General features: G+C 72.9%; 24 protein-coding genes and 1 riboswitch. Of the genes, 1 reads left to right on the top strand and 23 read right to left on the bottom strand.

Going from position 1 to position 24,447, the window contains the following annotated elements; translation table 11 throughout:
- Nucleotides 1-34 precede the first annotated feature (34 nt).
- The 3 genes from ACIBHY_RS02460 to ACIBHY_RS02450 all read right to left on the bottom strand — a co-directional run bounded on the left by ACIBHY_RS02460 (nucleotide 35) and on the right by ACIBHY_RS02450 (nucleotide 3,011).
- Nucleotides 35-1,330, bottom strand: a complete 1,296-nt coding sequence (locus ACIBHY_RS02460) for a dicarboxylate/amino acid:cation symporter (protein WP_397246109.1) — start codon at nucleotides 1,328-1,330, stop codon at nucleotides 35-37.
- Nucleotides 1,331-1,420: 90 nt separating this feature from the next.
- A complete protein-coding gene (locus ACIBHY_RS02455; protein WP_376773472.1) occupies nucleotides 1,421-1,483 on the bottom strand; it encodes a putative leader peptide in 63 nt (20 codons plus the stop codon).
- Nucleotides 1,484-1,970: 487 nt separating this feature from the next.
- Nucleotides 1,971-3,011: an LLM class F420-dependent oxidoreductase gene (locus ACIBHY_RS02450; protein WP_397246106.1), complete on the bottom strand. Its 1,041-nt coding sequence runs from the start codon at nucleotides 3,009-3,011 to the stop codon at nucleotides 1,971-1,973.
- A 94-nt stretch (nucleotides 3,012-3,105) separates the two neighbouring features.
- Between ACIBHY_RS02450 and ACIBHY_RS02445 the strand changes: the two genes are divergently transcribed.
- Complete coding sequence (locus ACIBHY_RS02445; protein ID WP_397305711.1) at nucleotides 3,106-3,996, top strand: endonuclease/exonuclease/phosphatase family protein; 891 nt, start codon at nucleotides 3,106-3,108, stop codon at nucleotides 3,994-3,996.
- A 40-nt stretch (nucleotides 3,997-4,036) separates the two neighbouring features.
- Here ACIBHY_RS02445 and ACIBHY_RS02440 read toward each other — a convergent pair whose 3' ends face one another.
- From ACIBHY_RS02440 to ACIBHY_RS02345, 20 genes are all read right to left on the bottom strand, one after another.
- Entirely contained in the window at nucleotides 4,037-4,603 is a 567-nt protein-coding gene (locus ACIBHY_RS02440; protein WP_397246102.1) for an NTP transferase domain-containing protein, read from the bottom strand.
- The gene (locus ACIBHY_RS02435; RefSeq protein ID WP_397305710.1) at nucleotides 4,590-5,699 is read right to left on the bottom strand and encodes an XdhC family protein; all 1,110 of its coding nucleotides are present in this window, start codon (nucleotides 5,697-5,699) and stop codon (nucleotides 4,590-4,592) included. The genes ACIBHY_RS02440 and ACIBHY_RS02435 overlap by 14 nt, the downstream gene beginning before the upstream one ends.
- Complete coding sequence (locus ACIBHY_RS02430; RefSeq protein ID WP_397246098.1) at nucleotides 5,692-6,765, bottom strand: VWA domain-containing protein; 1,074 nt, start codon at nucleotides 6,763-6,765, stop codon at nucleotides 5,692-5,694. The genes ACIBHY_RS02435 and ACIBHY_RS02430 overlap by 8 nt, the downstream gene beginning before the upstream one ends.
- Nucleotides 6,758-7,648 carry an AAA family ATPase gene (locus tag ACIBHY_RS02425; protein WP_397305709.1) on the bottom strand — a complete coding sequence of 297 codons (891 nt, stop codon included), beginning with the start codon at nucleotides 7,646-7,648 and terminating at the stop codon, nucleotides 6,758-6,760. The genes ACIBHY_RS02430 and ACIBHY_RS02425 overlap by 8 nt, the downstream gene beginning before the upstream one ends.
- 21 nt (nucleotides 7,649-7,669) lie before the next feature.
- The gene (locus ACIBHY_RS02420; RefSeq protein ID WP_397246094.1) at nucleotides 7,670-8,407 is read right to left on the bottom strand and encodes a metallophosphoesterase; all 738 of its coding nucleotides are present in this window, start codon (nucleotides 8,405-8,407) and stop codon (nucleotides 7,670-7,672) included.
- 69 nt (nucleotides 8,408-8,476) lie between these two features.
- Complete coding sequence (locus ACIBHY_RS02415; RefSeq protein ID WP_397246092.1) at nucleotides 8,477-8,929, bottom strand: PH domain-containing protein; 453 nt, start codon at nucleotides 8,927-8,929, stop codon at nucleotides 8,477-8,479.
- Nucleotides 8,930-9,050: 121 nt separating this feature from the next.
- Nucleotides 9,051-9,521, bottom strand: a complete 471-nt coding sequence (gene ribH, locus ACIBHY_RS02410; RefSeq protein ID WP_397246090.1) for a 6,7-dimethyl-8-ribityllumazine synthase — start codon at nucleotides 9,519-9,521, stop codon at nucleotides 9,051-9,053.
- The gene (locus ACIBHY_RS02405; protein WP_397305708.1) at nucleotides 9,518-10,729 is read right to left on the bottom strand and encodes a bifunctional 3,4-dihydroxy-2-butanone-4-phosphate synthase/GTP cyclohydrolase II; all 1,212 of its coding nucleotides are present in this window, start codon (nucleotides 10,727-10,729) and stop codon (nucleotides 9,518-9,520) included. Before ACIBHY_RS02405 ends, ribH begins: the two co-directional genes overlap by 4 nt.
- Nucleotides 10,726-11,385 (bottom strand): nicotinamide riboside transporter PnuC, encoded by a 660-nt coding sequence (locus ACIBHY_RS02400; RefSeq protein ID WP_397246777.1) that lies wholly within the window; start codon nucleotides 11,383-11,385, stop codon nucleotides 10,726-10,728. Before ACIBHY_RS02400 ends, ACIBHY_RS02405 begins: the two co-directional genes overlap by 4 nt.
- A gap of 23 nt (nucleotides 11,386-11,408) precedes the next feature.
- Nucleotides 11,409-11,999 (bottom strand): riboflavin synthase, encoded by a 591-nt coding sequence (locus ACIBHY_RS02395; protein ID WP_397246086.1) that lies wholly within the window; start codon nucleotides 11,997-11,999, stop codon nucleotides 11,409-11,411.
- Complete coding sequence (ribD, locus tag ACIBHY_RS02390) at nucleotides 11,999-13,255, bottom strand: bifunctional diaminohydroxyphosphoribosylaminopyrimidine deaminase/5-amino-6-(5-phosphoribosylamino)uracil reductase RibD (protein ID WP_397305707.1); 1,257 nt, start codon at nucleotides 13,253-13,255, stop codon at nucleotides 11,999-12,001. Before ribD ends, ACIBHY_RS02395 begins: the two co-directional genes overlap by 1 nt.
- Before the next feature lie 101 nt (nucleotides 13,256-13,356).
- Nucleotides 13,357-13,487: riboswitch (FMN riboswitch) on the bottom strand.
- Between the two features lie 82 nt (nucleotides 13,488-13,569).
- Nucleotides 13,570-14,379 (bottom strand): oxygenase MpaB family protein, encoded by an 810-nt coding sequence (locus ACIBHY_RS02385; protein ID WP_397305706.1) that lies wholly within the window; start codon nucleotides 14,377-14,379, stop codon nucleotides 13,570-13,572.
- 223 nt (nucleotides 14,380-14,602) lie between these two features.
- Nucleotides 14,603-15,274, bottom strand: coding sequence for a ribulose-phosphate 3-epimerase (gene rpe / locus ACIBHY_RS02380; protein ID WP_397305705.1), 672 nt, complete (start codon nucleotides 15,272-15,274; stop codon nucleotides 14,603-14,605).
- An 87-nt stretch (nucleotides 15,275-15,361) separates the two neighbouring features.
- Nucleotides 15,362-16,333, bottom strand: a complete 972-nt coding sequence (locus ACIBHY_RS02375) for a phosphatase PAP2 family protein (RefSeq protein ID WP_397305704.1) — start codon at nucleotides 16,331-16,333, stop codon at nucleotides 15,362-15,364.
- A gap of 73 nt (nucleotides 16,334-16,406) precedes the next feature.
- Nucleotides 16,407-17,846, bottom strand: coding sequence for an RsmB/NOP family class I SAM-dependent RNA methyltransferase (locus ACIBHY_RS02370; RefSeq protein ID WP_397305703.1), 1,440 nt, complete (start codon nucleotides 17,844-17,846; stop codon nucleotides 16,407-16,409).
- Nucleotides 17,843-18,772, bottom strand: coding sequence for a methionyl-tRNA formyltransferase (gene fmt, locus ACIBHY_RS02365; RefSeq protein ID WP_397246076.1), 930 nt, complete (start codon nucleotides 18,770-18,772; stop codon nucleotides 17,843-17,845). The genes ACIBHY_RS02370 and fmt overlap by 4 nt, the downstream gene beginning before the upstream one ends.
- Nucleotides 18,773-18,774: 2 nt before the next feature.
- Entirely contained in the window at nucleotides 18,775-19,323 is a 549-nt protein-coding gene (def, locus tag ACIBHY_RS02360) for a peptide deformylase (RefSeq protein ID WP_397246074.1), read from the bottom strand.
- A gap of 34 nt (nucleotides 19,324-19,357) precedes the next feature.
- Nucleotides 19,358-20,689 carry a hypothetical protein gene (locus ACIBHY_RS02355; protein ID WP_397305702.1) on the bottom strand — a complete coding sequence of 444 codons (1,332 nt, stop codon included), beginning with the start codon at nucleotides 20,687-20,689 and terminating at the stop codon, nucleotides 19,358-19,360.
- Nucleotides 20,690-20,727: 38 nt separating this feature from the next.
- On the bottom strand, nucleotides 20,728-22,317 hold the full coding sequence (locus ACIBHY_RS02350; RefSeq protein WP_397246070.1) for a hypothetical protein: 1,590 nt from the start codon (nucleotides 22,315-22,317) through the stop codon (nucleotides 20,728-20,730).
- Nucleotides 22,318-22,366: 49 nt separating this feature from the next.
- Nucleotides 22,367-24,445 (bottom strand): primosomal protein N', encoded by a 2,079-nt coding sequence (locus ACIBHY_RS02345; RefSeq protein WP_397305701.1) that lies wholly within the window; start codon nucleotides 24,443-24,445, stop codon nucleotides 22,367-22,369.
- Nucleotides 24,446-24,447 lie beyond the last annotated feature (2 nt).

The following is a 24,447-nucleotide window of genomic DNA, read 5'->3' as shown; positions in this document are numbered from 1 at the left end:
GCAGGAAGCCTCTCGCCCTTTCGTCGTCTTGCGGTTATGCCAGCGCCGGTTCCCTGGCGGGGGACTTGGCGGCGGGGGCGTCGTCGTCGAGGGCCTGGGGCGGGGCGTTGAAGACGGCCTCGTCCAGGCGGCCCTCGGAGCGGGCGACCAGGACCGGGACCACTGCCTGGCCCGCGACGTTGGTGGCGGTGCGGATCATGTCCAGGATGGGGTCGATGGCCAGGAGGAGACCGACGCCCTCCAGGGGCAGGCCCAGGGTGCTCAGGGTCAGGGTGAGCATGACGATGGCGCCGGTCAGGCCGGCCGTCGCGGCCGAGCCCACGACCGAGACGAAGGCGATCAGCAGGTAGTCGCCCACGCCGAGCGGGACGTTGAAGACCTGGGCCACGAAGATGGCGGCCAGCGCGGGATAGACCGAGGCGCAGCCGTCCATCTTGGTGGTGGCGCCGAACGGGACGGCGAAGGAGGCGTAGTCGCGGTCGACGCCGTTGCGCTCCACCGTCACGCGCTGGGTCAGGGGAAGGGTGCCCACGGAGGAGCGGGAGACGAAGGCGAGCTCGATGGCGGGCCAGGCGTTGCGGTAGAACTTCAGCGGGTTGACCTTGCCGAAGACGGCCAGCAGCGTCGGGTAGATCGCCAGCAGGACGATGAAGCAGCCGATGTAGACGCCGGCCGAGAACTTGGCCAGCGGGGCCAGCAGGTCCCAGCCGTAGGTGGCCACGGCCTTGCCGATCAGGCCCGCGGTGCCGATGGGGGCCAGGCGGATGACCCACCACAGGGCCTTCTGGACGAGTTCGAGGACCGAGCGGCTCAGGTTCAGGAACGGCTCGGCCTTGTCGCCGATCGCCAGGGCCGCGGCGCCGAGGACGACGCCGAGGAAGACGATCTGGAGGACGTTGAGCTCGGTGAAGGCGGTGACGATGTTCGTGGGGATGATGCCGGTCACGAAGTCGAGCCAGGTGCCGGCGCCCTCGGTGTCGACGGGCTTGGCGGTGCTGGTGTCGAGGGTGACGCCCTGGCCGGGGTTGATGATGAGGCCGAGGCCGATGGCGAAGGCGACCGAGATCAAGGCGGTCGCGAGGAACCAGAACAGGGTCTTGGAGGCCAGCCTGGCGGCGCCGTTGACGTTGCGCAGGTTGGCGACGCTGACCAGCACCGCGGTGAACACCAGCGGCGGGACGGCCAGCTTCAGCAGCTGGACGAAGATCTTGCCGACTTGGGTCAGGGTCTCTGCGAGCCAGGAGACGTCCCAAATTTTGGCGACGAATCCGAGGGCGATGCCGGCCACGAGGCCGGCGAGCAGTTGCAGCGAAAAGCTGAATCTCTTCACGAGAGGAAGGCTCCGGAGATGACGGCATGCCGAAGGCGCACCGGAAAGGAGAAAAAGGGGTGAGTGGCGATCTAGCGCGTCATGGCGCGATCAGCGACAGCTCGTCCCCGTCACGCGGCACAGGTCGATGTGCAGCCGCTCAACGAGCCACACGATGACTACCGAAAACCTCACGAATCGTCACAACACCGCTCTTATCTCTGGCTATTCCCGCCGCCCTGCGTGATCCAGGTCACTGTCCTTTACGGCTCCGCCCCCGAACCACCGCCCGCCGCCCCGGCGCGCCAGCCCGGCCGATGCTCCCCACCGCACTTCGGCTGGGCGCCGCGACAGCCATCCGCCGGCCAGGCGCCGTGGCCCACGCCGGGCACCGCGCCGGGTGCGCCGAGCCCCGCCGCAACCCTTCCGTCCGCGCGGCGCACAAAACCCCAGAAACCAAGACACCCCAAGACCGACGCAAGTCCAGGGCAGGCCGGACCCTGGGCACGAGCGACCGGCGCGGAGGCGGGCGGACCCAGAGCGCTGGAGTGCGGGGCGCCAGGACGCTGGGGTGCTGGGTTGCTGGGTGCCGGGGTGTCAGGGTGCCAGGACGTCGGAGTGCCGGGGTGCCGGGGTGCCGGGGTGCCGGCGTGTCAGGTGGTCAGGTGGTCAGTTCTTTCATCTTTTCCACCAGGCGCAGGCGCTCCTCGTGGGTGTTGGCCAGAGGCGTCACGTTCAGCGTCGTCACCCCCGACTCGCGCAGAGCCTGGATCCGGTCCCGGACGAAGCCCTCCGACCCGATCAGCGACATCTTCTCCAGCAACTCCTGCGGCACCAACGCCGCCGCCTCCTGCTTCTTCCCCTCCAGGTACAGGTCCTGGATCTGCTCGGCCTCCTTCTCGTAGCCGTAGCGCCGGGCGAGCTCGTTGTAGAAGTTGCGCCCCTTGGCCCCCATCCCGCCGATGTACAGGGCCGCCATGCCACGCCCCAGTTCCAGCAGCCCCTGCACGTCGTCCCCGATCGCCAGGGCGGCCTGCGCGATCGTGTCCAGCGGGCCGAGGGACGGGTCGCGGCGGGCGGCCCCGGCGGCCAGCGACGGCCCCCAGACGTCGGCCGCCTTCTCCGGTACGTAGAAGATCGGCTCCCAGCCCTCGGCGACCTCGGCGGTCAGCTCGACGTTCTTGGGGCCGATGGCGGCGACCACGATCGGGATGCGCGGCCGTACCGGATGATTGATGATCTTGAGGGCTTTGCCGAGTCCGGTGCCCTGCTCGGGAGGGAGCGGCAGGGTGTAGTGCTTGCCGGAGTAGGTGAGCTTCTCGCGGCGCCACACCTGGCGGCAGATGTCGATGACCTCGCGGGTACGGCCCAGCGGCGCCGTGTAGGGCACGCCGTGGAAGCCTTCGATCACCTGCGGGCCCGAGGCGCCGAGGCCCAGGGTGAAGCGGCCGTCGGAGACGTAGTCGAGCCCGGCGGCGGTCATCGCGAGCAGGGTCGGGGTGCGGGAGTAGATCGGCAGGATGCCGGAGGCGATCTCCAGGCGGTCGGTCTTGGCGGCGATGTAGCCCATCTGGCTGACCGCGTCGAAGCTGTAGGCCTCGGCCACGAAGACGATGTCGAGCCCGGCCCGCTCGTAGTCGGCCAGTTCGGCGACCGTCTCTTTGAAGCCGCCTGAATAGTTGAGCGCCATACCGATCCGCATGCCGGGCTCCCTCGAACCGAGTAGTAACCGAACTATATTCGGCACCAGGTTAGCCTGTCCGCATCCCGAGCCCGCACCGGCTAGCCTGGGACGGGTGCTGAGTCGGGTCGTCATCGTCGTGTCCGCCCTGGTCGCCGTGGCCTTGGCGGGTCATCAGCTCTTTCCGGCCATGGGTGGATTCACACCTATCTGGGAGAGCATGCTGCCCTGGGTGGGGCTCACGGTGCCCGTGCTTCTGCTCGGCGCGGCGCTGTCGCGCTCGAAGGGCGCCGCGATCGCGGCTCTGGTGCCCGGCCTGGTGTGGGCGCTGATGTTCGGCTCGACCATGCTGCAGTCGCCGCCCGGCGGCGCGAGCGACCTGAAGGTGGCCACGGTCAACGTCGGCGTCACCAACAGCGCCTCCGGCGAGGCCATGCGCAAGATCGCCGAAGGGCTCGACCTGGTCGCGGCCCAGGAACTCACCCCGGGCGGACCGGCCGCCAAGCAGCTCGACCGGATGTTCCCGCACAAGTACCCGGTCGGCACGGTCGGGCTGTGGAGCCGCTACCCGCTGAGCAAGCAGCAGAAGCTCGACGTCGGCATGGGCTGGCCCAGGGCGCTGCGGGCGGTGGCCGACACGCCGAAGGGCAAAGTGACGGTGTACGTGATGCACCTGGCCTCGGCCCGCCCCGGGCACACCGCCTTCCGCGACAAGTCGCTGGCCCACGCGCGCTCGCTGGTCGACAAGGACTCCAGCAAGCGCATCCTGCTCATGGGCGACCTCAACACCGCCACCACCGACCGCGGCATGTCCGGGCTGACGCCGCCGCTGCGGGACGCGCAGCGCGAGGCGGGCGACGGGTTCGGGTTCACCTGGCCGTCGTCGTTCCCGATCACCCGGCCCGACCACATCCTGTACAAGGGCATGACCGCGACCAAGGCGGGCGTCGCCCCGGCCGTCGGCAGCGACCACCGCGCCGCCCTGGCGTCGCTGCGCCTGTCATAGGAGCCCTTGACGGGCGGTGGCGGCGACGGCCGAGACTCGGCTAGAGGCCTTTCAGAAGCTCCAGGTCCTCGGGCGTGTCGATGTCGGCCGGGCTGCCCAGCCCGTCGCACGGCACGTCGGTGATCAGCTCCGGGTACGCCTTCAGGAACGGCCTGGCCCCCACGTCCCCCACGGCCAGCCCGGCCACCTCGGCGAAGTGGTCCCGGCCGAACAGCACCGGGTTGCGCCGGGCGCCGCCGTACGTGGCCACGGCCACCTCGCCCCCGCTGGCGATCAGCGCCGCCACGGCGGCGGGCGTCACGAACGGCTGGTCCACCAGCGCGACCACGACGGCGGCGGCGTCCGGCGGCAGCGCGGCCAGCCCGACACGCAGCGAGGAGCCCATCCCGGTGCGCCAGTCCGGGTTGCGCACGACGACGGCGCCGCGCACGGGCACGGTCGCCGCCCCGAGCACCACCACGACGGGATGGCAGCCGCCGGTCTCCAGGAGCCGCACCCCGCGATCGACCAGCCGCTCGCCCTCGTACTCCACGAGCGCCTTGGGCGTGCCCAGCCGCGCTCCGCGCCCGGCCGCGAGCAGCAGCCCGGCCACGCTAGATCGCTTCATCCCGCTTTTCTGCCCATCCGTGAATGCGTCCACGCGTCTCGCTCAGCGGCCGTCCGGAACCGCCCCACCGCAGCTGGATGAGCTCGGCGGCGATGGACACCGCCGTCTCCTCCGGGGTGCGGGCGCCCAGGTCGAGGCCGATGGGCGAGCGCAGCCGTCCCAGCTCGCCGGCGGTGAGCCCGGCCTCGCGCAGCCGTTCCAGCCGGTCCTCGTGGGTACGGCGCGAGCCCATCGCGCCCACGTAGCCGGCGTCGGTGCGCAGGGCCAGCTCCAGCAGCGGCACGTCGAACTTGGGGTCGTGGGTGAGCACGGCGATGACCGTGCGCTCGTCCACCTTCTGCGTGGCCAGGTAGTCGTGCGGCCACTTGACCACGACCTCGTCGGCCTCGGGGAAGCGCTTGGGGGTGGCGAAGACGGGGCGGGCGTCGCAGACGGTGACGTGGTAGCCGAGGAACTTGCCGACCCGGGAGACGGCGGCGGCGAAGTCGATGGCGCCGAAGACCAGCATGCGCGGCGGCGGCGCGAAGGAGTGCACGAACACCGCCAGGTCGTCCAGGCGGCGCTCGCCGTGGCCGCCGTAGTGGCGGATGCCGGTCAGGCCCTGGGCGAGCATGCCGCGGGCGTCGTCGTCGACGGCCTGGTCGAGGCGGTCGAGGCCGAGGGTCCCTGCGGTGCGGTCGGGCCAGATCACCCTTCTGGCCCCCATCCGGCCGGGGCCGCCGACGATGGTGGCGACGGCCACGGGCTCGTGGGCGCGTACCGAGGCGTAGATGTCGCCGAGCTCGGGGAAGGTCTCGATGGAGACCGGCTCGACGAGGATGTCGATGATGCCGCCGCAGGTGAGCCCGACCGCGAAGGCGTCGTCGTCGCTCACGCCGTACCGCCGCAGGACGGGGACCTCGGTCTCGGCGGCCAGCTCGAACACCGCGCCCTCGACGCAGCCGCCGGAGACGCTGCCGACGACCTCGTCCCCGCGCACGGCCATCGAGGCGCCGGGCGGCCGGGGCGCGCTGCTGAACGTGCTCACCACCGTCGCCAGCCCGAACCTCAGCCCGGAGCGCCACCACCGCATGATCTCCGGGAGCACCTCACGCATGGCCGAGCCTTTCGCTGAGCGCCTCGAACGCGGCCAGGCTGTGCCCGGCCACGAGGTCGTCTATGTACGGCAACGCCGCCCGCATCCCACCGGTGAGCGGCTCATAACCCTCATACCCCTTGTGCGGGTTCACCCAGATCACCCGGTACGCCTGCCGGGCGAGCCTGGCCATCTGGGCGCCGAGCAGTGCCGGGTCGCCGCGTTCCCAGCCGTCCGAGGCGAGGACCACGATCGCGCCACGCGCGTCATGATTTTTCAGGAAACTCCGGAGCTCCTCCCCCAGCCGGGTGCCGCCGCTCCAGTCCGGTATCACCCGCGACGCCGCGTTCAGCGCGGTGCCCGGATCGCGGTGACGCAACTCGGCGGTGACGTGCGTCAGCCGCGTCCCGATCGAGAACACCCTGGTCGCCCTGGGTTCGCCGCGCACCAGCGCGTGCGCGTACCGCAGCAGCGTCTCCGCGTACGGCGACATCGACCCGCTCACGTCGACCAGCAGCACCACTTCACGCGGGCGCGTGGCGTGCGCCTTCCTGCGCAGCCGCGCCACCTCGCCCTTGCGCAGCGCCTCGCGGATCGTCCGCCTCGGGTCGAGGACGCCGCGGTGGGCGGGATGGTAACGCCGCGAGCGCCGGCGGGCCCGCCGATCGCGCAGCATCGCCAGCATCCGGTGCACTTCTGCGCGTTCGGCCTCGGTCATCCTGGCCACGTCGCGGTGGCGCAGGATCTCGGTGCGGCTGGCCGTGCCGGGCGCCGCGTCCGCGTCCTCCTGCTCGCCGTCCTCGCGCGCCTCGCCCGCCGCCACGTGCCGCGTGACGACCTTGTCCGCGGTACGGCCGGCCGCCCGCAGCCCGCCGAAGTAGGCGGCGAAACAGCGGTCGTACCGGGGCAGGTCGTCCGGCGCGGCGCACAGCGTCAGCCGCCCGGCCCAGTACACCCGTGCGGGGTCGCCCACGTCGAGGTGGTCCAGTGCGAGCAGCAGGTTGCGGGTGCGCTCGTGGTCGGCCGCGACCCCGGCCGCCCGCAGCGTCCTGGCGAACCCGGTCATCGTCGCGGCGAGCTCATCCATGGCGCAGCAGCCCGTTCGCGAGCACGGCCTCGACGTCCTCCCGGTACTTCAGCGCCGCGCCCAGCGTGGCCGCCGCCAGACCCGGGTCGAGCTCGCGCGCGCCGAGCGTGAGCAGCGCCTCGGTCCAGTCGAGGGTCTCGGCCACGCCGGGCGGCTTGATCAGCTCGGCCGCCCGCAGCCGCTCCGCCGCCCCCGCCACCTGCAGGGCCAGCGTCTGCGTGCACCCGGGCAGCCTGCGCAGCAGGATCGCCACCTCACGGTCGAATCCCGGATGCTCCAGCCAGTGGTACAGGCAGCGCCGCTTCAGCGCGTCGTGCACCTCCCGCGTCCGGTTGGAGGTGACGACCACGACCGGCGGCGTGGCCGCCCTGATCGTGCCCAGCTCGGGGATGGAGATCGTGAAGTCGGACAGCACTTCGAGCAGGAACGCCTCGAACTCGTCGTCGGCCCGGTCGATCTCGTCCACCAGCAGCACGCTGGGCTGCGTCTCGACCGCCTTCAGCAGGGGCCGGGCGATGAGGAAGCGCCGGTCGTAGATCTCGCTCTCCAGCCGGGCCACGTCGGTGACCCCGGCCGCCTCGGCGGCCTTGAGATGGAGGAGCTGGCGGGCGAAGTCCCAGTCGTAGAGGGCCTGGGCGGCGTCGAGGCCCTCGTAGCACTGCAGCCTGATGAGCGGCGCCTTGAGCAGGTCGGCCAGCGTCTTGGCCAGCTCGGTCTTGCCGACCCCCGCCTCCCCTTCCAGGAACAGCGGCCGGCCCATCCGCAGCGCCAGGAACGCCGCCGTCGCCAGTCCTTCGTCGGCCAGGTAGGAGTGCCGGTCGAGCAGCTCGACCAGCTTTTCCGGTGACTCGATGTCCGTCGCCCTGATGGTCCGCCTCAGCACCCCTTCAGGCTACGCCGACATTCAGAGGATCGTTCGGTAGTGCGTCGTCACGCGGCCCTCGTCGAGCACGTGGAAGGCCAGGGACGGCGGCTGGTCGAGGTCCACCACGCCCTTGGGCAGCTCCCACGGGAGCCGGAGCGTCGAGACGACACCGGGCGCCACGAGCAGGGGCCGGCCCGCGAACGTGGTGGCCGCCGGGGTGTGGGCGTGCCCGGCCAGCAGGGCGGCGACGTGGGGGTGGCGCTCCAGGAGGTCGGCCAGGCGCCGCTCGCCGTACTGCCGGATGCCGTCGATGAACGGCACGTGCAGCAGCGCGGGAGGGTGGTGAAAGGCGACCAGCGCCGTCCGCTCCCCCGCCTCGGTCAGGATCTGGTCCAGCCACTGGAGCGTCTCGTCCTCCAGCAGCCCCTCGTCCTTGCCCGGCACCGAGGAGTCGCACGCCGCCACGACGAAGCCGGAGCCGTGGTGCGCCTGGTTGACCGGGCCCCGGCCGGCGTCGCCGCCCAGAAGGTGCGCGCGGAAGGCGGCGCGGTCGTCGTGGTTGCCGGGGCAGACCAGGACGGGGTGCCGGGAGTCCAGCAGCTCGCGGGCCCGCTCGTACTCCTCCGGCAGGCCGTGGTCGGCGATGTCACCGGTGACCAGGACGAGGCCGAGGTCGTGCGGGAGATCGTTCAGGTAGTCCATGACGGCGCGGGTCCGGTCGGAACTGCGCGGATCGGCGTCGATGTGGACGTCGCTGAGATGCGCGATCACGTTCATGTCCGTGCAGCGTAGCCCCGGGGTGGTCGCCGGCAAAGGTCCACCTCACCCCCGAATTCCCAGGCCACTTCAGTCTTCGCCGGCCTCGCCCCGGGTGCGGATGAGGGCCCTGAGCTCGGCCGTGGCCTGCTTGGCGCGGGCCTTCTCCGAGCCCTGGATGCCCATGGCGCCGACGGTGCGGCCGTCGGAGAAGTCGATCTTGGGCCAGGGGTCGCCGACCAGCAGCGTGACGTCCAGGACCTCGGGCCAGGTGTAGCGGTGGGTGCGCAGGGCGTTGACGAGGGTGATGCCCTCGTCGTCGGCCTCCACGCGGACGCGGCCCAGCAGATGCAGGATGTACGCCACCGCGCAGCCGAACAGCACGATGGCGATCCGGTCGGCCAGCTGGAACGGCTCGGCGATGAACAGGGCCATCAGCACGGCGCCGATGAGGATGACCACGGCGAAGCCGTACGGGACGATTCTGCCGCGGCGCGGGCGGAAGGTCACGGGCAACGGCGGCGGGCTGACGGGCTCGGGCACGCAGGAAACTTACCGCACGTCGGGGTCGGTCCGGCGAGCGGACGGCCGCCGCCACCTGCCACAGCCCGTGGCAGGCCGCCCGCGACCGCGCCGCCCGCTTCGTGCGCCGGCGCCCCGGCGATCAGACGGTCAGCCCGCGGAGCAGCAGCGCCGTCTCCAGCGCCGCCATGGCCGACTCGTAACCCTTGTCCTCCTTGGCGCCGGGCCCTCCCGATCGGTCCTCGGCCTGCTTGAGGTTCTCGCAGGTCAGGACGCCGTTGCCGACCGGGGTCTCCTCGTCGAGCGAGATCCTGGTCAGTCCCGCCGTCACCGAGTCGCAGACGTACTCGAAATGGGCGGTCTCACCCCGGATCACCGCTCCCAGCGCCACCACCGCGTCGCAGCGCCTGGCCAGCGCCTGCGCCACCACGGGGATCTCCAGCGAGCCGGCCACCCTCACCACGGTGGCCAGGGCGCCGCTGTCGTCGCAGGCCTGTACGGCCCTGGCCACCAGCCGGTCGGTGATCCCCGCGTGCCAGCTCGCCGCGACGATCCCGACCTTGAGTCCGGAGGCGTCCACCACGGACGCCCCGGGCCGTCCTTCGCCGCTCATGAGGTCTCCTCCACGAAGTGGCCGAGGCGTTCCCGCTTGGCCGTCAGGTAGCGCTCGTTGTGGGGGTTCACGGCCACCGGCATCGCCTCGCGGCCCAGCACCTTGATGCCGTAGCCGTCCATGCCCTTGAGCTTGGCCGGGTTGTTGGTCAGCAGCCGGATCGACCTGACCCCCAGATCGGCCAGCATCTGGCCGGCGTTGGAGAACTCGCGGGCGTCCACCGGCAGCCCCAGCTCCAGGTTGGCGTCGACCGTGTCGCTGCCGTTGTCCTGCAGGCTGTAGGCCTTGAGCTTGGCCAGCAGGCCGATGCCGCGCCCCTCGTGCCCGCGCAGGTACACGACGACGCCCCTGCCCTCCTCGGCGATGGCGGCCATGGCGTGGTCGAGCTGGACGCCGCAGTCGCAGCGCAGCGAGCCGAAGACGTCGCCGGTCAGGCATTCGGAGTGGGCGCGGACCAGCACGTTCTCGCCGTCGCCGAGCTCGCCGAGCACCAGCGCGAGGTGCTCGCCGCCGTCCAGCGAGCTGGAGTAGCCGTAGGCGCGCCACATGCCGTGGCGGTTGGGCAGGCGGGTCTCGGCGACCCGGGTGACCATGCTCTCGGTGCGCCGCCGGTGCTCGACGAGCTGCTCGATGGAGATGAGGGCGAGGTCGTGCTCGTCGGCGAAGGCGCGCAGCTCGGGCAGCCTGGCCATGGTGCCGTCGTCGTTGACGATCTCGGCCAGGACGCCCGCGGGTGACAGCCCGGCCAGGCGGGCCAGGTCGACGGCGGCCTCGGTGTGGCCCCTGCGCATCAGGACGCCGCCGTCGTGGTAGCGCAGCGGGAAGATGTGGCCGGGCCGTACCAGCTCATTGGGTTCCGTGGCGGAGTCGGCGAGCGCGCGGATGGTCTTGGCGCGGTCGGCGGCCGAGATGCCGGTGGTGACGCCGTCGCGCGCGTCGACGCTGATGGTGTACGCGGTCCGCATGCGCTCGCGGTTCTGGAACACCATGAGTGGCAGCCCGAGCCGGTCGAGCTCCTTGCCCTCCATGGGCACGCAGATGACGCCGCTGGTGTGGCGGATGGTGAAGGTCAGGAGCTCGGGGGTGGCCTTCGCGGCGGCGAAGATGATGTCGCCCTCGTTCTCGCGGTTCTCGTCGTCGACGACGATGACGGGCCTGCCGTCGCGGATGTCGTTGATGGCCCGTTCGACTTGGTCCAGCATGGTCATGTCGCCACCGCCATGGGCTTGAGCTCGGTGGTTCGTGTGCGGTACTCGCGCAGCCACTTCACGAAGCCGATGAGGACGAGGATGAAGAAGAGGCCGTAGACGGCGCCGGAGACGTAGAGCTGGGAACGGAACAGCAGCGGCACGCCGACCAGGTCGACGGCCATCCACACGATCCAGAAGTCGACCAGCGCCCGCCCCTGCGCCCAGGTGGCGACGGCCCCGCCGACGAAGATGTAGGCGTCGGCGGCCACGAGGAAGAAGGCCTCCGGCGCGGGCGCGTGCACGCCCCAGGACAGCGGCAGCTCGAACAGCACCCACGCCCCGTAGAACACCGTGCCGACCAAGGCGGTGCCGAGCAGCATCGCGGTGACCAGACCGACGCGCTCTCCCATCCGGGCCGGGCGCACCTCGAGGGCCTGACCGTCCTGGGTGCCCTGGCGCCACTTCCACCAGCCGTAGACCGCCAGCGCGCCGAACAGGACCTGCTTCAGGGCGTTTCCGGTGACGTGCGCGCTGACCGAGGCGATGAACAGCAGCACCGCCCCGACGAACTGCACCGGCCACGTCCAGATGGACTTGCGCATGGCGAACAGCACGGTCGCCACCGCGAACACGTTGCCGAGCAGATCGGTCCACTTGACCGGCAACCCGAACACATTGATTGAGGCATCTGCCCAGCTCACCGCAGTGCCACCAGCCTTTCCACATACTTGGCGATCACGTCGACCTCCAGGTTCACCAGCTCCCCGGCCTCGCGCCCGCCCAGGTTGGTCAGGCGCAACGTGGTCGGGATGAGGCTCACCCCGAAGCTGTCGTCGTCAACCGTCGTGACCGTGAGACTGATTCCGTCGATCGCGATCGAGCCCTTCTCCGCCACGTACCGGGCGAGCTGGGCGGGCAGGCTGAAGCGCAGGTTGTCCCACGCCTCGCCGGGCTCCCTCGACAGCAGGACGGCGGTGCCGTCCACGTGGCCCTGCACGATGTGACCGCCGAGCCGCTGGTCGGCGCGGACCGCGCGCTCCAGGTTGACCGCCGAACCCTCCTTGAGCCCGCCGAGCGAGGTGCGTTCCAGCGACTCCTTCATCACGTCGACGGTGAACACCCCGTCCGCCGACTCCACGACGGTCAGGCAGACGCCGTTGACGGCGATGGAGTCGCCGTGGCGGGCGTCGGAGGTGACGACCGGGCCGCGTACCGACAGCACGGCCGAGTCCCCGCGCGTTTCGAGGGCGACGACCTCGCCCATTTCCTCGATGATTCCGGTGAACATCACTTCTCCTTAGGGGAGCCCGGCCGCGCGGTGAGCCGCAGGTCCGGGCCGATCATGGAAACCTCTTCGAAGACGAAGGAGTGGATGCCGGCGATCGTGGACACGCCCGCCTGCCCCAGCGCCGCCCGCCCCGAGCCGAGCAGCGCGGGCGCGACGTAGGCCACGACCCGGTCGACCAGGCCCTGCCTGACGAAGGAGCCCGCGAGCGTCGGCCCGCCCTCCAGAAAGACGCTGACCACGCCGCGCCGGCGCAGCTCCGCGAGCAGCGCGTGCAGATCCAGCCCGTCCGGCCGGTACGGCAGCCGCACGAGTTCGGCCGTCAGCCCGGTGCGCGTGGTGTCGGCGACGGCCACGAGGGTCGGCGCCGCCCCGTCGAGCACCCGCGCCCCGGCGGGCGTACGGGCTCCGGAGTCGACCACCACCCGCAACGGCGGCCGCGCCCGCCGCCGAGCCTCGGCGAGCTGCTCACGCATCACCCCGCCCAGCCCGCCGTCGCGCCGGTCCCGCCCGCCGTCCCGCCCGTCCCGCGGCCCGCCGTCCGGCCCGTCCGCCGGCCTGTCGTCCGGTACGGCTTCCGCCGGCCGGGCGGTCAGGAGCGGGTCGTCGGCCAGGACGGTGCCGATGCCGGCGACGATCGCGTCGGAGGTGGCCCGCAGCCGGTGGACGTCCTGCCTGGCCTGGGGCGAGGTGATCCACTTGCTGGTGCCGTCCGCGGCGGCCGAACGCCCGTCCAGGGTGGCGGCGAACTTCCACGTGACATGCGGCCTGCCCAGCCGCACCGAGGTCAGCCACGCGGCGTTGACCCGCTCGGCCTCCTCGCCCAGCAGGCCGTGCGCGACCTCGACGCCGTGGGCGCGCAGCCGTTCGCCGCCGCCGGCCGCGAGCGGGTTGGGGTCGGGGACGGCGTAGACGACCCGGGCGAGGCCGGCGGCCAGGAGCGCCTCGGTGCACGGGCCGGTGCTTCCGGTGTGGTCGCAGGGTTCGAGGGTGACGTACGCGGTGCCGCCACGGGCCCGCTCACCGGCCGCGCGCAGGGCCACGATCTCGGCGTGGGGGCCGCCGGCGTAGGCGTGGAAGCCCTCGCCCGCGACCTCGCCGTGGGCGTCGAGGATGACGCAGCCTACGACGGGGTTGGGGCTGGTCGTGCCCAGGCCGAACGCGGCCAGTTCGACGGCCCGCGCCATGTACCCGGCATTCCGCTCGTCCGCGGTGCGCCGTTCATCGGAAAGGGGGTCATCCCGGAAGGGTTCGTCCACCCCCGGACCTCCTACTCGCCAGTAGCTCCAAGCCACGGCGAACCCCGGGGGTGCGTGGTGCGCGTACGCCACCACAACGGCGCCCGGCCACGGCCGGACGCCTGCGCGCTTCCTCCCATCCGGACTTTAACCGTCGGTCCCGGAATTTCACCGAGTCAACCGGCCGATGGCATCGGCCGGGTCGCGGACTGTAACCGCCGGTTCGGAATTTCACCGACCCCGGAGCACGCTAGCTCTTCTTTCGCCTATCAGTCTGCCATGCCCGAATCGGCATCTGCGACCGCCCCCATATTCTCAACCAAGCGCTCGCTTGGTCAAGCGGCCATGAGCTTCCGTGCCCGGCGGGCGTCGGGGGCGTAGCGCATCTGGGCGGGCACCAGGCCGAGTCCCGCGTGCAACGCCCGCAGGGTGGCGGTGGCCCACAGGTCGCCGACGGGGGTGGCGGGCAGGCCGTACAGGCGGCGCGCCCAGCGGGGCAGGGTCGCGAACGCCAGCAGCGTCAGGGCGGGAAGCACGGGCTTGAGCGGCGCCAGCCGCAGGGGCAGCGGCGCGGTCAGCGACTGCCGCAGCGGGTGCGCCGCCTCGGGCACCAGGCGCAGGCCCGGCCGCTCGGACTCGATGTAGTCGCGCAGCTCGGCGACGCTGCCCGGGGCGTCACCGGGGTTCAGGCCGACGACCTCCGCGGCCCGCCGCCATTCCAGGACGAACCGATCGGCGTCCCCGGCCGACAGCCGCACCCCCGCCCGCCGCGCCACCGACAGGTAGGAGTCCACCTCGCCGACGTGCACCCACATCAGGGCGCCGGGCTCGTCCAGCCGGAAGCGCTCACCGGTGTCGGGGTCGTCGGCGCGGAGCGTGGAGTGGATCTTCCGTACCCGCTTGCCCGCCCGCTCGACCTCGGGCAGCGTGCCGTACGTCCGGACCCGGACGAACTCGGTGGTCCGCATGAACCGCGACCAGGCCTCGTCGGGGTGCATGAGCGCGGAGTTCTGCAGGACACCGCGCATCGCCCTCGGGTGCAACCCCTGCATCAGCAGCGCCCGGAACCCGCCCACCAGCAGGATGGGCTCCCCCATCACCCGCCACGTCACCGATTCCGGCCCGAACAGCCCATGGTCCGTCATAAGTAAACAGTTACCCATAACCCCCAACCAGACAAACGTTCCAGAACGCCCCCGAGCCAAGGAACGCCCACCCGTTCCCGGCGCTCGGAGACACCCGCGATCCGGATGCCCGGCACCGGAGGCTTCTGGGCGCACACAGGGCCAGGGCCCGGCGCGACGAACTCCCGGGAGAGACCGGGGCACCGCAAGGGCGGATGTCGTCCTGGGGCGTGCCTCTGGAGGGTTAGATCGCGCCGCCCGGGCGGGGGACGCTCTCGGCCAGGGCGCGCAGGTGGTCGATGGCGGCGCGTGGGTCGGTGGCTCCGTAGACGGCGCTGCCCGCCACGAACACGTCCGCGCCCGCCTCGGCGCAACGTTCGATCGTGTCGGCCGCCACCCCTCCGTCCACCTGGATCCAGATCTTGCCCCCGTGCCGGGACACCAGCTCACGGGCGCGGCGGATCTTGGGGAGCACCACGTCGAGGAAGCGCTGTCCGCCGAAGCCGGGTTCGACCGTCATCAGCAACAGCATGTCGATCTCGCCCAGCAGGTCCTCGTACTGGGTGACGTCGGTCGCGGGGTTGAGGGCGAAACCGGCCCGCGCCCCCAGCGCCCTGATCTGGCGCAGCGTCCGTACCGGCGCCTTGGCCGCCTCCGCGTGGATGGTCACGCTGCCCGCCCCGGCCTCGGCGTAGGCGGGCGCCCAGCGGTCCGGGTCCTCGATCATGAGGTGGCAGTCGATCGGCGTGGACGTGGCCTTGAGCAGCGCTTCGACGACGGGCAGCCCGAGGGTGAGGTTGGGCACGAAGTGGTTGTCCATGACGTCCACGTGGAGCCAGTCGGCGTTGGGCACCGCGGCGGCCTCGTCGGCGAGCCGGGCGAAGTCGGCGGACAGGATGCTGGGCGAGATCTGCACGCTCCGATTCTAGGGAAGCCCCGGACCCGCGACGGGCACCGGCCATGATGCGGGAAGGCCCGGCGGCGCCAGGAAGCCAGGAAGTCCTTACGGCACCTTGCGTTCGGCTCCGCTCATCAGGCCCAGCCGGATGAAGGTCAGCGGCGCCCCGAGCTGCACCCACAACGTCAGCAGCGCATACCGGAGATATCTCAGCACATCATGCTCCGGCAGCAGTTCCCGCAGCCCGAACCACAGCGCCCCCACCACCACCGACCCGAGCGCCCACCGCGCTGCCTTCCGCCCCAGCGTCCCGCGCACCGAGAACCACCCGAGCCGGTACATCACCGACGCCCCCGCCAGCATCCCCAGCACCGACCCGCACATCGCCACCAGCGTGTCGAGCGCGGCGGGGTCGACGTCCCCGGCCAGCCGCCACGCCGCCGGCAGCGACCACCCGGCATGGGGCACGTCGGCCAGCGCGGCCGCCCCCAGCGGGAGTACCGAGACCAGCGCCGACGCGGCCAGCTGCCGGCCCAGCGTCAGCCCCCGCCACCACCGTACGGCGGGCGGCTCCAGCTTCACCACCAGCACCAGTACGGCCACGCCCAGCAGCACCCCCGCCACCACGTCGGAGATGAAGTGCACCCCCAGGTAGACCCGGGACAGCCCGATGAGCGCGACCGCCCCCACCGCGCCCCACCACGCCCACGGCCGGCGCACGGCCGCGGCCAGGGCGCCCCACGTGGCCGTGGCGATCTGCGCGTGACCGGACGGCAGCCCGAACGTCCCCTCCAGCGACAGCGGCCTGACGCGGGCGTCTACCCAGTAGGGACGCGGCGCGTGGAACAGCAGTTTGAGCACCGCGTTGCCGGCCGCCGCGCCCAGCACGACCACGCCCATCCGCAGGCCGAGGCGGGGGCTGACGCACCAGTACAGGACGGGCAGCAGGAACAGGAAGGTCTGCTCGCTGCCGAACAGCGACACCGCCTCCATCACCGGTTCCAGCCAGCCGGGCAGCCCCTGGAGCGCGATGATCGGCCCGAGCTCGGCCCCGCGCAGGCCGTCGAGGATGTCCACGTGGCCGATGGGACCACACCGGCCCAGGGCAAGGACAGGCTTAGCAGGCGAATTGTGACCTAACGCTTGCTTGTTACCGCTTGCGGAGCAGGGCCAGGAACATGGCGTCCATGCCGTGCCGGTGCGGCCAGAACTGCGCGTGCGGGCCGTCGCCCAGGCCGGGCACCTCGGTCAGGTACGAGCGCGCGTCCAGCTGCTCGACGTCCTCGCGGCCCCGCAGGACGTCGGAGACCACGATCCCGGTCTCGGCCAGGTGGGGCGAGCAGGTGACGTAGGCGACGACGCCGCCGGGCCGTACCGCGTCGAGGGCGGTGCCCAGAAGACCGCGCTGCAGCGCGCCGAGGCCGGGCACGCCCGCGGGGTCGCGCCGCCACCGCGCCTCAGGACGGCGGCGCAGCGCGCCCAGGCCGGTGCAGGGCGCGTCGAGCATGATCCGGTCGAAGGCGCCGGACCGCCAGGCCGGCTCGGTGCCGTCGGCGGTGATCACCGAGGCCTCACGGGTGGTCTGCCAGACCAGGCGGGCACGGTGGTACTGGACGTCGGCGGCCAGCAGGTGCTTGCCGCCGGGGAAGCCCTCGTCGGGGTCGCCGTAGGCGGCGATGGCGTCGAGCAGGCCCGCCTTGCCGCCGGGGCCCGCGCACATGTCGAGCCAGAACTCGTCGCGACCCTCCACCGGCACCCTGGCCAGGGCGAGGGCGACGAGCTGACTGGCCTCGTCCTGCACGGCGGCGCGATACTCGGCCACCGCCCGCACCTGACCCGGGTCGCCCTCGGGCAGGTACGCGGCATAGGGCGAGTAGCGGCCGGCCTCGGCGCCGGAGTCCTGCAGCTCGGCCACCGAGCTACGGCCGGGACGGGCCACGAGCGTGACCAGCGGGCGTACGTTGTCGGCCGCCAGCAGATCGGCCGTCTCCGCGTCGTCGCCGCCGAGCGCGTCGCGGAAGGCGGACACGATCCAGCGCGGATGGCTGTGGGCGATCGACATGTGACCGACCGGGTCCTCGGGGGCCACGATCGGGATCCAGTCGTCGAGGGGCCTGGCGGCCACCTTGCGCAGGACGGCGTTGGCGAACTTGGAGGCGCCGACGCCGACGCGCAGCCGTACCAGATCGACGGTCGTGCCCACCGCGGCGTGCGGCGGGACGCGCATCTTGAGCAGCTGGTGGGCGCCGAGCCGCAGCGCGTCGCGCACGTCGGGGTCGGGCGCGCGGTCGGTGCAGTACTCGATGATCGCGTCGTAGGTGCCGAGCCCGCGCAGCGTCCCGTAGGCCAGTTCGGTGGCGAGCGCCGCGTCGCGCCCGCCCAGCCGCCGCTCGCGCAGCAGGCGCGGCATCAGCAGGTTGGCGTAGGCGTCCCGCTCGTCGACGGCGCGTAGCACGTCGAAGGCCGCGTTGCGCGGCTCGTCCCGCACCGGCCCCTTCCCGGTACGGCTCCCGCCGCCTCCGCCCCGGCCGTAGCCGCCGTCACCACGACCGCGGCCCCGTGCGCCGCCGTCTCCCCGTGAAGCCGTCACGCGAACTTGTCCCCTTCGCCCAGGCGCGAGCCGCGGGCCCACTCGGCCGCGCTCATCGCCCGTTTGCCCTGCGCCTGCACCTCGGTCAGCTCGACCGGATGGGTGGCGGTGCCGACCAGCACCTCATGCTTGGTGGCCGCGATCACGCCGGGCTCCAGCCGGGCGGCGTCGGGCCGCGGCCGGACCGGGCCGAGCTTGACCCGCTGACCGCGGAACTCACTCCACGCGCCGGGGTTGGGTGTGCAGGCGCGCACGAGCCGGTCGACCCGCATCGCGGGCGCCTGCCAGTCGGCCCTGGCGTCGTCCACGTTGATCTTCGGTGCGTAGCTGATGCCGTCGGCGGGCTGGGGCCGGGGCTCCAGGGTGCCGTCCTCGATTCCGTCGAGGGTGGCGGCCAGCAGCCCGGCGCCGGAGATCGACAGGCGCTCCAGCAGCGCGCCGCTGGTGTCGCCGGCGCGGATCTCCTCGGTGACGACACCGTAGACGGGTCCGGCGTCGAGCTCCTTGACGATCTGGAAGGTGGCAGCGCCGGTGATCTCGTCGCCGTGGAGCACCGAGTGCTGCACGGGGGCGGCGCCGCGCCAGGCGGGCAGCAGCGAGAAGTGCAGGTTGATCCAGCCCCGGCGGGGCACGTCGAGCGCGGACTGCGGCAGCAGCGCCCCGTAGGCGACGACCGGGCAGCAGTCGGGCTCCAGCGCGCGCAGCCGGTCGAGGAACCCGGGGTCGCCGGCCTTGGCCGGGCGCAGCACCTCGATGCCGGCCTCCTCGGCCAGCTCGGCGACCGGCGACGGGTGCACCTTGCGGCCGCGGCCGGTCTGGGCGTCGGGACGGGTGACCACGGCCACGACGTCGTGGCGTGGCGAGTCGATGAGGGCGCGCAGCGAGGGCAGGGCCGTCTCGGGCGTGCCGGCGAAGACCAGGCGCATGGTCAGAGAGCCTTCCCGCCGGTGGCGTGCGGGGAGATCTTGACCGCCGGCGGGGTCAGACCGCTCCACTCGGCCTCTCGGATGGCCTTCATCGCGAGCTTGCGCTGCGCGGAGTCCATCCGGTCGATGAACAGGACGCCGTCGAGGTGGTCGGTCTCGTGCTGGAAGCAGCGGGCCATCAGGTCGGTGCCTTCGAGGGTGACCGGCTCGCCGTGCATGTCGAGTCCCTTGGCGACGGCGCGGATGGCGCGGGGCGTCGGGAAGGACAGGCCGGGGAAGGACAGGCAGCCTTCCTCGCCCTCCTCGTCGAGGTCGGCCGACAGGTCGAGGTCGGGGTTGATCAGGTGGCCGAGCTGGTCGTCGACGTAGTAGGTGAAGACCCGCAGGCCGACGCCGATCTGCGGGGCTGCCAGGCCGGCGCCCGGCGCGTCCATCATCGTGTCGGTCAGGTCTTTGACCAGTTTGCGCAGCTCCTTGTCGAAGTCGACGACCGGGGCCGCCGGGGTGCGCAGCACCGGGTCTCCGAACAGCCGGATCGACTGGATCGCCAAGAGGCCAACTCCGTTCCGCGAAGGCAGGGTGGGATCAGCCCAGTTTAGTGGTCTGGAGAGACCTGGCTTTCATCGCTGCTTTGCGCGCCGCCTTGGCGACGGCCGCGTCACTGTGGGTGGAGGCCAGGAGTTCGAGGACGGCCACGGTGTCGGGGTGGCTGGAACCGGCCATCTCCCCCACGCTCCTGACCAGGTCCTCGCCCGACTCCAGCGCGCCGAACTCGCCGACGGACTCCGGACTGCCGGAGATGTGGAGCAGGGCGGCCACGGAGTCGACGGCGATCCAGGTGTGGTCGTCGGAGCTGAGCGGCGGCGCGTCGAGGTCGCGGATGTGCAGCCAGGAGGCGGCGTAGCGCCACAGGGTGGGGTCGGCGAGCGAGTCGCGTACCGGCGACTGGGCCTCGGGGCCGAGCTCTTCGAGTATGGCGCCCACGGCGCCGCGGTGGCCGGCGCCGCCGGCCGTGGCGACGGCCAGGAGGTCGCGGGCGGCCTGCTCGGGCGGGCGGCGTTCCAGCCAGGTCGTCACCGCGCTCTGCGTGACCGCGCCACTGACCAGGGACTCCACCAGCGCTTCCGCGTCGAGCCCGGCGAAGACCTCGACCTCGGCCAGCGTGGGCGCCTCGTGGCCCTCGCGCAGCAGGTCGTGGCGGACGGCCCACACGCCGAGCGGGGTCAGCGCGATCCGGCCGGTGCCGGTCTGCTGCACCAGGCCGCAGTAGGTGAGCAGGGACAGCGCCTCCAGCAGCTCGCCCGGCAGGCTGCCGCTGAGCTCGCGCAGCTCGGCCTGGCTCGGCTCACAGGCCACCTCGTGCGACTGCAGCAGGCCCTTGGCGAGGTTGGCGATGGCGACGCCGGAGCGCACGGAGTAGATGGTGGCGAGGGTCTCGGCCAGGTGGCCGTCGATGACGCGCGAGCCGGTCAGGCGGGAGGACTCGGCCTGGTCGAGTACGTCCATGACGACACCGTCCCAGAACTCCAGCGTGCCCTCGACGGGCAGGAGCAGGGGCAGCGCGCCGCGCGAGGCGGTGCCGCGCACGATCTGGAGCAGGCGGGTGTTGACCGCCACGATCCAGGCCAGCCGCAGCCGGGCCCGGGAGACGCCGAGCTCCTTGGCCGCGGCGCCGGCGTCGGTCTCGGACAGCAGTCCCTCATCGGTGACCGGGCGCTCGCCGGTCCAGGAGGTGAGCTTGATGGCGTCGGCGACGAGCGGCACCCCGGGCACCGCGGCGGCCAGCTCCGCGTCGGCGGCCAGCGCGACAGGCGGGAACGTCAACGCCTCCCTGACCTGGGGCGCGGGCGTCTCCACGGGAGCGGGCTCCTCGATCAGCTTGCGGAGCTCGGCGAGGTCGAAGACGTTGTTTGCCACCCACGAAACTTACTGCACACGAGTCACAGGGATGTACTTCATCGGATGGCTCGTGAGCGCGCTTTGAACGCCGCCTTGCGCGCCGCCTTGGCCTCTCCGCTGCCCGGCAGCGACTGCCCGAGCAGTTCGAGCACCTCGACCACGTCGGGGTGGTCGACCCGCCACATCTCCTCGATGAGGTGGGCGGGCGGGCCGGAGGCGGCCATGTTCTCGGCGAAGATCTCGGGGTCCTCCCGGGCCGCGGGCATCGCCAGCGCGAGCATGTCCACGCTGACCCACAGGAGCTCGTCCTGGGTGAGCGGCGGCGCGGGCATGCCCCTGGAGGTCAGCCAGTGGATGGCGTGCGGGCGCAGTTCCTCGTCGTCGAGCACCGCGCGCAGCGCCGGTTCGGCGGCGGCGCCGAGGTGGTCGACGATGGTGACCGCGATGCCGCGGGCGACGGCCGGGGCGCCGGTGGCGGCGGCCAGCAGCTCGGTGGCGGCCTGCTCGGGCGTGCGCCCGGCCAGCCAGCGTTCGATGTCGTGCTCGGCCGCCTCGGTCGGCATGCCGTCGAGCAGTCCCTCGATGAGGCCGACCGCGTCGGCGACGGCGAGGTCGGGCGCCTCGGGCGCCTCGCGGCCGTGGGCGAGGTAGAGCTCGCGCAGCCCCCATACGGCCAGCGGGCTCAGCCCGGCGCCGTCATGCCGGCGCTCGACCAGCCCGCACCAGGCCAGCCGGTCGAGCACCGCCTCCACGTCCACGTCCGCGTCGGCCAGCTCGACCACGTGGTCGGCGATTACCTCGTCCGGCACCCGCGTCTGCATGCGGTAGAGGCGGTCGAGCAGGTCGTAGAGGGCGTCGTCGAGCTCGGGCAGGCCGGTGACCGCGCCGGCGGTGTCGTGTTCGACCAGGTAGGCGACGGTGCTCGCCCAGCCGCCGAGACCCGTGTGCCCGGCCAGCGCCCACAGCAGCCTCGGCTCGGGCACCGGCGCGGCGGCGGCGTCCTTGGCGCGCAGCGCGCCCTTGGCCGTGGGGGTGCTGCCCCGGTCGCCCAGCCAGGCCAGCAGCCGGTCGCGGTCGGCCAGCAGGGCCACGCCGCCGAGCGCGTCCGCCAGCTCCCGCGCGGGGGCCAGCCGTACGGCGGGCAGCGGCGTGCACGCCGGGCAGTCGCAGGGCGCCTCCTCGATCTCGGGAAGCTCACTCCCGGGCGCGTCGGCGGAGGGGATCGCGATGTCCTGCTCGAGCGATTCCGGTCCGATCGAGCTGAACAGGCTCTTGGCCATGCCGAAATTGGCCGGGTCGGCCAGGGCGGCGGGCATCTCCTCGGCGATCTCGCTCAGCCGCGCGCGCATGGCCCGCGCCCGGTCGGCGCCGGCGGCGCCGGAGGACTCCAGGTAGTCGACGAGCGTGCCGGCCGCGGCGATCGACTCGGGGGCGCTCTCCGGCGGCGCGATCACCTTGCGCGGGTAGATGGACAGCAGCAGGTCGTCGAAGGTCGAGGGAGCGAAGTCCGCCAGCTCGTTCACGCCCAGATAGTCGCTGGCGTAGTCGCAGAGCAGCCGCACCTCGTCGGCGTCCACCTCGACGCCCCGCGCCCGCCCCCATGCGCGCAGGTCGTCGATGGCTCGGTTCACCCATTCGATCGACACAGGGAGACGCTAACGGCTGGCCAACAGATGAGCGAATCGGGGAAAGCGGCTAAATCAGGTCGAGAGGGTCGACACTCACCCGGACGACATCAGCCGCCTTACGCGCCGCACGCACCCCGGTGGCCCCTTTGAGCGCGGCGGCCAGCACGCCGCCGGAGGCTCTCGGGACCCGGATCATGGCGCGTTCCCGCTCGTCGTCGACCTGGACCGGGCCGAGGACCTGGGCTTCCTCCGGCAGGCGGACCTCGTCGAGCATCTGGCGGACGGCGGCGGCCGTACCGGTGAGCGTGGCCATCCGTACCGCCGGCGGGAAGCCGAGCTCGGCGCGGTCGGCGAGCTCGCGCTCGGCGTGGGTGACGGGGTCCCACCGCAGCAGCGCCTGTACGGCCGGCAGCGCCATGTCCGCCAGCACCACCAGCTCGGCGCCGGGCCGCAGCAGGGCGGCGGCGTTCATCCAGCGGCGCACGCCCTCCTCGGCCGCCCGCAGGTCCGCCCGGCCCAGCAGGGCCCAGCCGTCCAGGAGCACGGCCGCCGTGTACCCGCCGCCGGCCACCGGCTCCGCGCCCGGCGTGGCCACCACCAGCGCCTTGCCGGGGCCGACGCGCGCCAGGACCCCGTCCCTGCCGGACGTCTTGACCGGCACGGACGGGAAGGCCCGCCCCAGCTCCTCGGCGGTCCGGCGGGCGCCGACGACGACCGCGCGCACGTGCGCGCCGCCGCAGTGCTCGCAGCGCCAGGCGGCGTCCACCCGACCGCACCAGCGGCAGTAGGGCGCGCTGTGCCCGCTGCGCAGCGCCAGCGGCCCATGGCAGGCGGCCTTCCCCGGTACGCCGTCGTCGATCCTGTTGCCCTGGTCGGGGGCGGTGCGGGTGGGCGGCAGGGCGCAGCGGGCCGGGCGGCGGCACTGTCGGCAGGCGATCGAGGGCAGGTAGCCGCGCCTCGGAACCTGGACCAGCACCGGGCCGGACTCCAGCCCCTCGCGCAACGCCCGCCAGGCGACGCTGGGCAGGCGGGCGGCGCGGGCGGCCTGGTCCTTGGCCAGCTCGGCGTCCTCACCCGCCGGGCGCACCCTGGGGGCCTTGGCGCGCACGGTCTCACGGGCGGCCACGATCGGCCTGGCCCAGCCGGTGGCGATGAGCTGGGTGGCCTCGGCGGTGCGGGCGTAGCCGCCGATGAGCATGGCCGCGCCGCCGCGGTGGGCGCGCAGGGCGAGCACTTCGCGGGCGTGCGGGTAGGGCGCCAGCCGTTCGGCGTGGAGGTCGTCGCCGTCGTCCCAGAGGGCGACGAACCCCAGGTCGGCGACCGGCGCGAACATGGCCGCACGGGTGCCGACCACCGCGCGCGCCTGCCCGCGCAGCACCCTGAGCCAGCGCCGGTAGCGCTCGGCCGGCCCCAGGCCCGCGGTGAGCGCCACGTGCGCGCCGTCGCCGAGCAGCCGCTCGAGCACCTCGTCGGCGAGCGCCACGTCCTTGCCGTCCGGCACGACGACCAGCGCGCCCCGGCCGCCGGCCAGCGTGGCGCGCACCGCCTCGCCGATCGCCTCGGCCCACCCTCCGGCCCCGGGCAGCGCCGACCACACGGCTCTGGGCGCCCGCCCGTGCTCCAGCGCGTCCAGGAACGACGGCCCCATCGGGTAGTCGGCCCAGGCCTGGCCGTCTCCGGGCTCCGGCGGGCCGCCGGCGGCGGCCGCCTGCCGGGGCTCCGCCTCGACCTTGGCGTGACGCGGGGGTACGGCCAGCCGCAGCACGTCGGCCAGCGTCCCGGCGTAGCGGTCGGCCACGGCCCTGGCCAGCGCGGCCACCTCGGCCGTGAGGACCGGCTCCGCCGACACCACCCGCTCGATCGCGGCCAGCTTCCCCCGGTGCTCGCTCTCCTCGGTCCGCTCCAGCAGGAACCCGTCCACGAGCTTGCCCGCGAACCGCACCCGGACCCGCACCCCCGGCCGCGCGCCGTCGTGCAGGGCGGCGGGCACGAGGTAGTCGAAGGGCCTGTCGAGGTGCGGCAGCGGGTTGTCGACCGCCACCCTGGCCACGGGCGCCTCGGGGGCGGGAACGACCGAGCCCTTGGCCTTCTGCGCGGCCGGGCGTACCGCATCCAGCGGCAGCAGGGCGTGGTCGGTCTCGGTCACGC

The organism is Nonomuraea sp. NPDC050547, assembly GCF_044457345.1.
Lineage (GTDB): Bacteria > Actinomycetota > Actinomycetes > Streptosporangiales > Streptosporangiaceae > Nonomuraea.
Note: the sequence above shows the minus strand (reverse complement) of the source record. Positions and strands in the feature narration are given on the sequence as shown.

Excerpts from the sequence above, each read along its gene's own strand:
- ACIBHY_RS02450 (WP_397246106.1), bottom strand. The coding sequence starts at position 3,011 with ATGCGGATCGGTATGGCGCTCAACTATTCAGGCGGCTTCAAAGAGACG.
- ACIBHY_RS02440 (WP_397246102.1), bottom strand. The coding sequence starts at position 4,603 with ATGAAGCGATCTAGCGTGGCCGGGCTGCTGCTCGCGGCCGGGCGCGGA.
- ACIBHY_RS02435 (WP_397305710.1), bottom strand. The coding sequence starts at position 5,699 with ATGCGTGAGGTGCTCCCGGAGATCATGCGGTGGTGGCGCTCCGGGCTG.
- ACIBHY_RS02430 (WP_397246098.1), bottom strand. The coding sequence starts at position 6,765 with ATGGATGAGCTCGCCGCGACGATGACCGGGTTCGCCAGGACGCTGCGG.
- ACIBHY_RS02420 (WP_397246094.1), bottom strand. The coding sequence starts at position 8,407 with ATGAACGTGATCGCGCATCTCAGCGACGTCCACATCGACGCCGATCCG.
- ribH (WP_397246090.1), bottom strand. The coding sequence starts at position 9,521 with ATGAGCGGCGAAGGACGGCCCGGGGCGTCCGTGGTGGACGCCTCCGGA.
- ACIBHY_RS02405 (WP_397305708.1), bottom strand. The coding sequence starts at position 10,729 with ATGACCATGCTGGACCAAGTCGAACGGGCCATCAACGACATCCGCGAC.
- ACIBHY_RS02395 (WP_397246086.1), bottom strand. The coding sequence starts at position 11,999 with ATGTTCACCGGAATCATCGAGGAAATGGGCGAGGTCGTCGCCCTCGAA.
- ACIBHY_RS02385 (WP_397305706.1), bottom strand. The coding sequence starts at position 14,379 with ATGACGGACCATGGGCTGTTCGGGCCGGAATCGGTGACGTGGCGGGTG.
- fmt (WP_397246076.1), bottom strand. The coding sequence starts at position 18,772 with ATGCGCCTGGTCTTCGCCGGCACGCCCGAGACGGCCCTGCCCTCGCTG.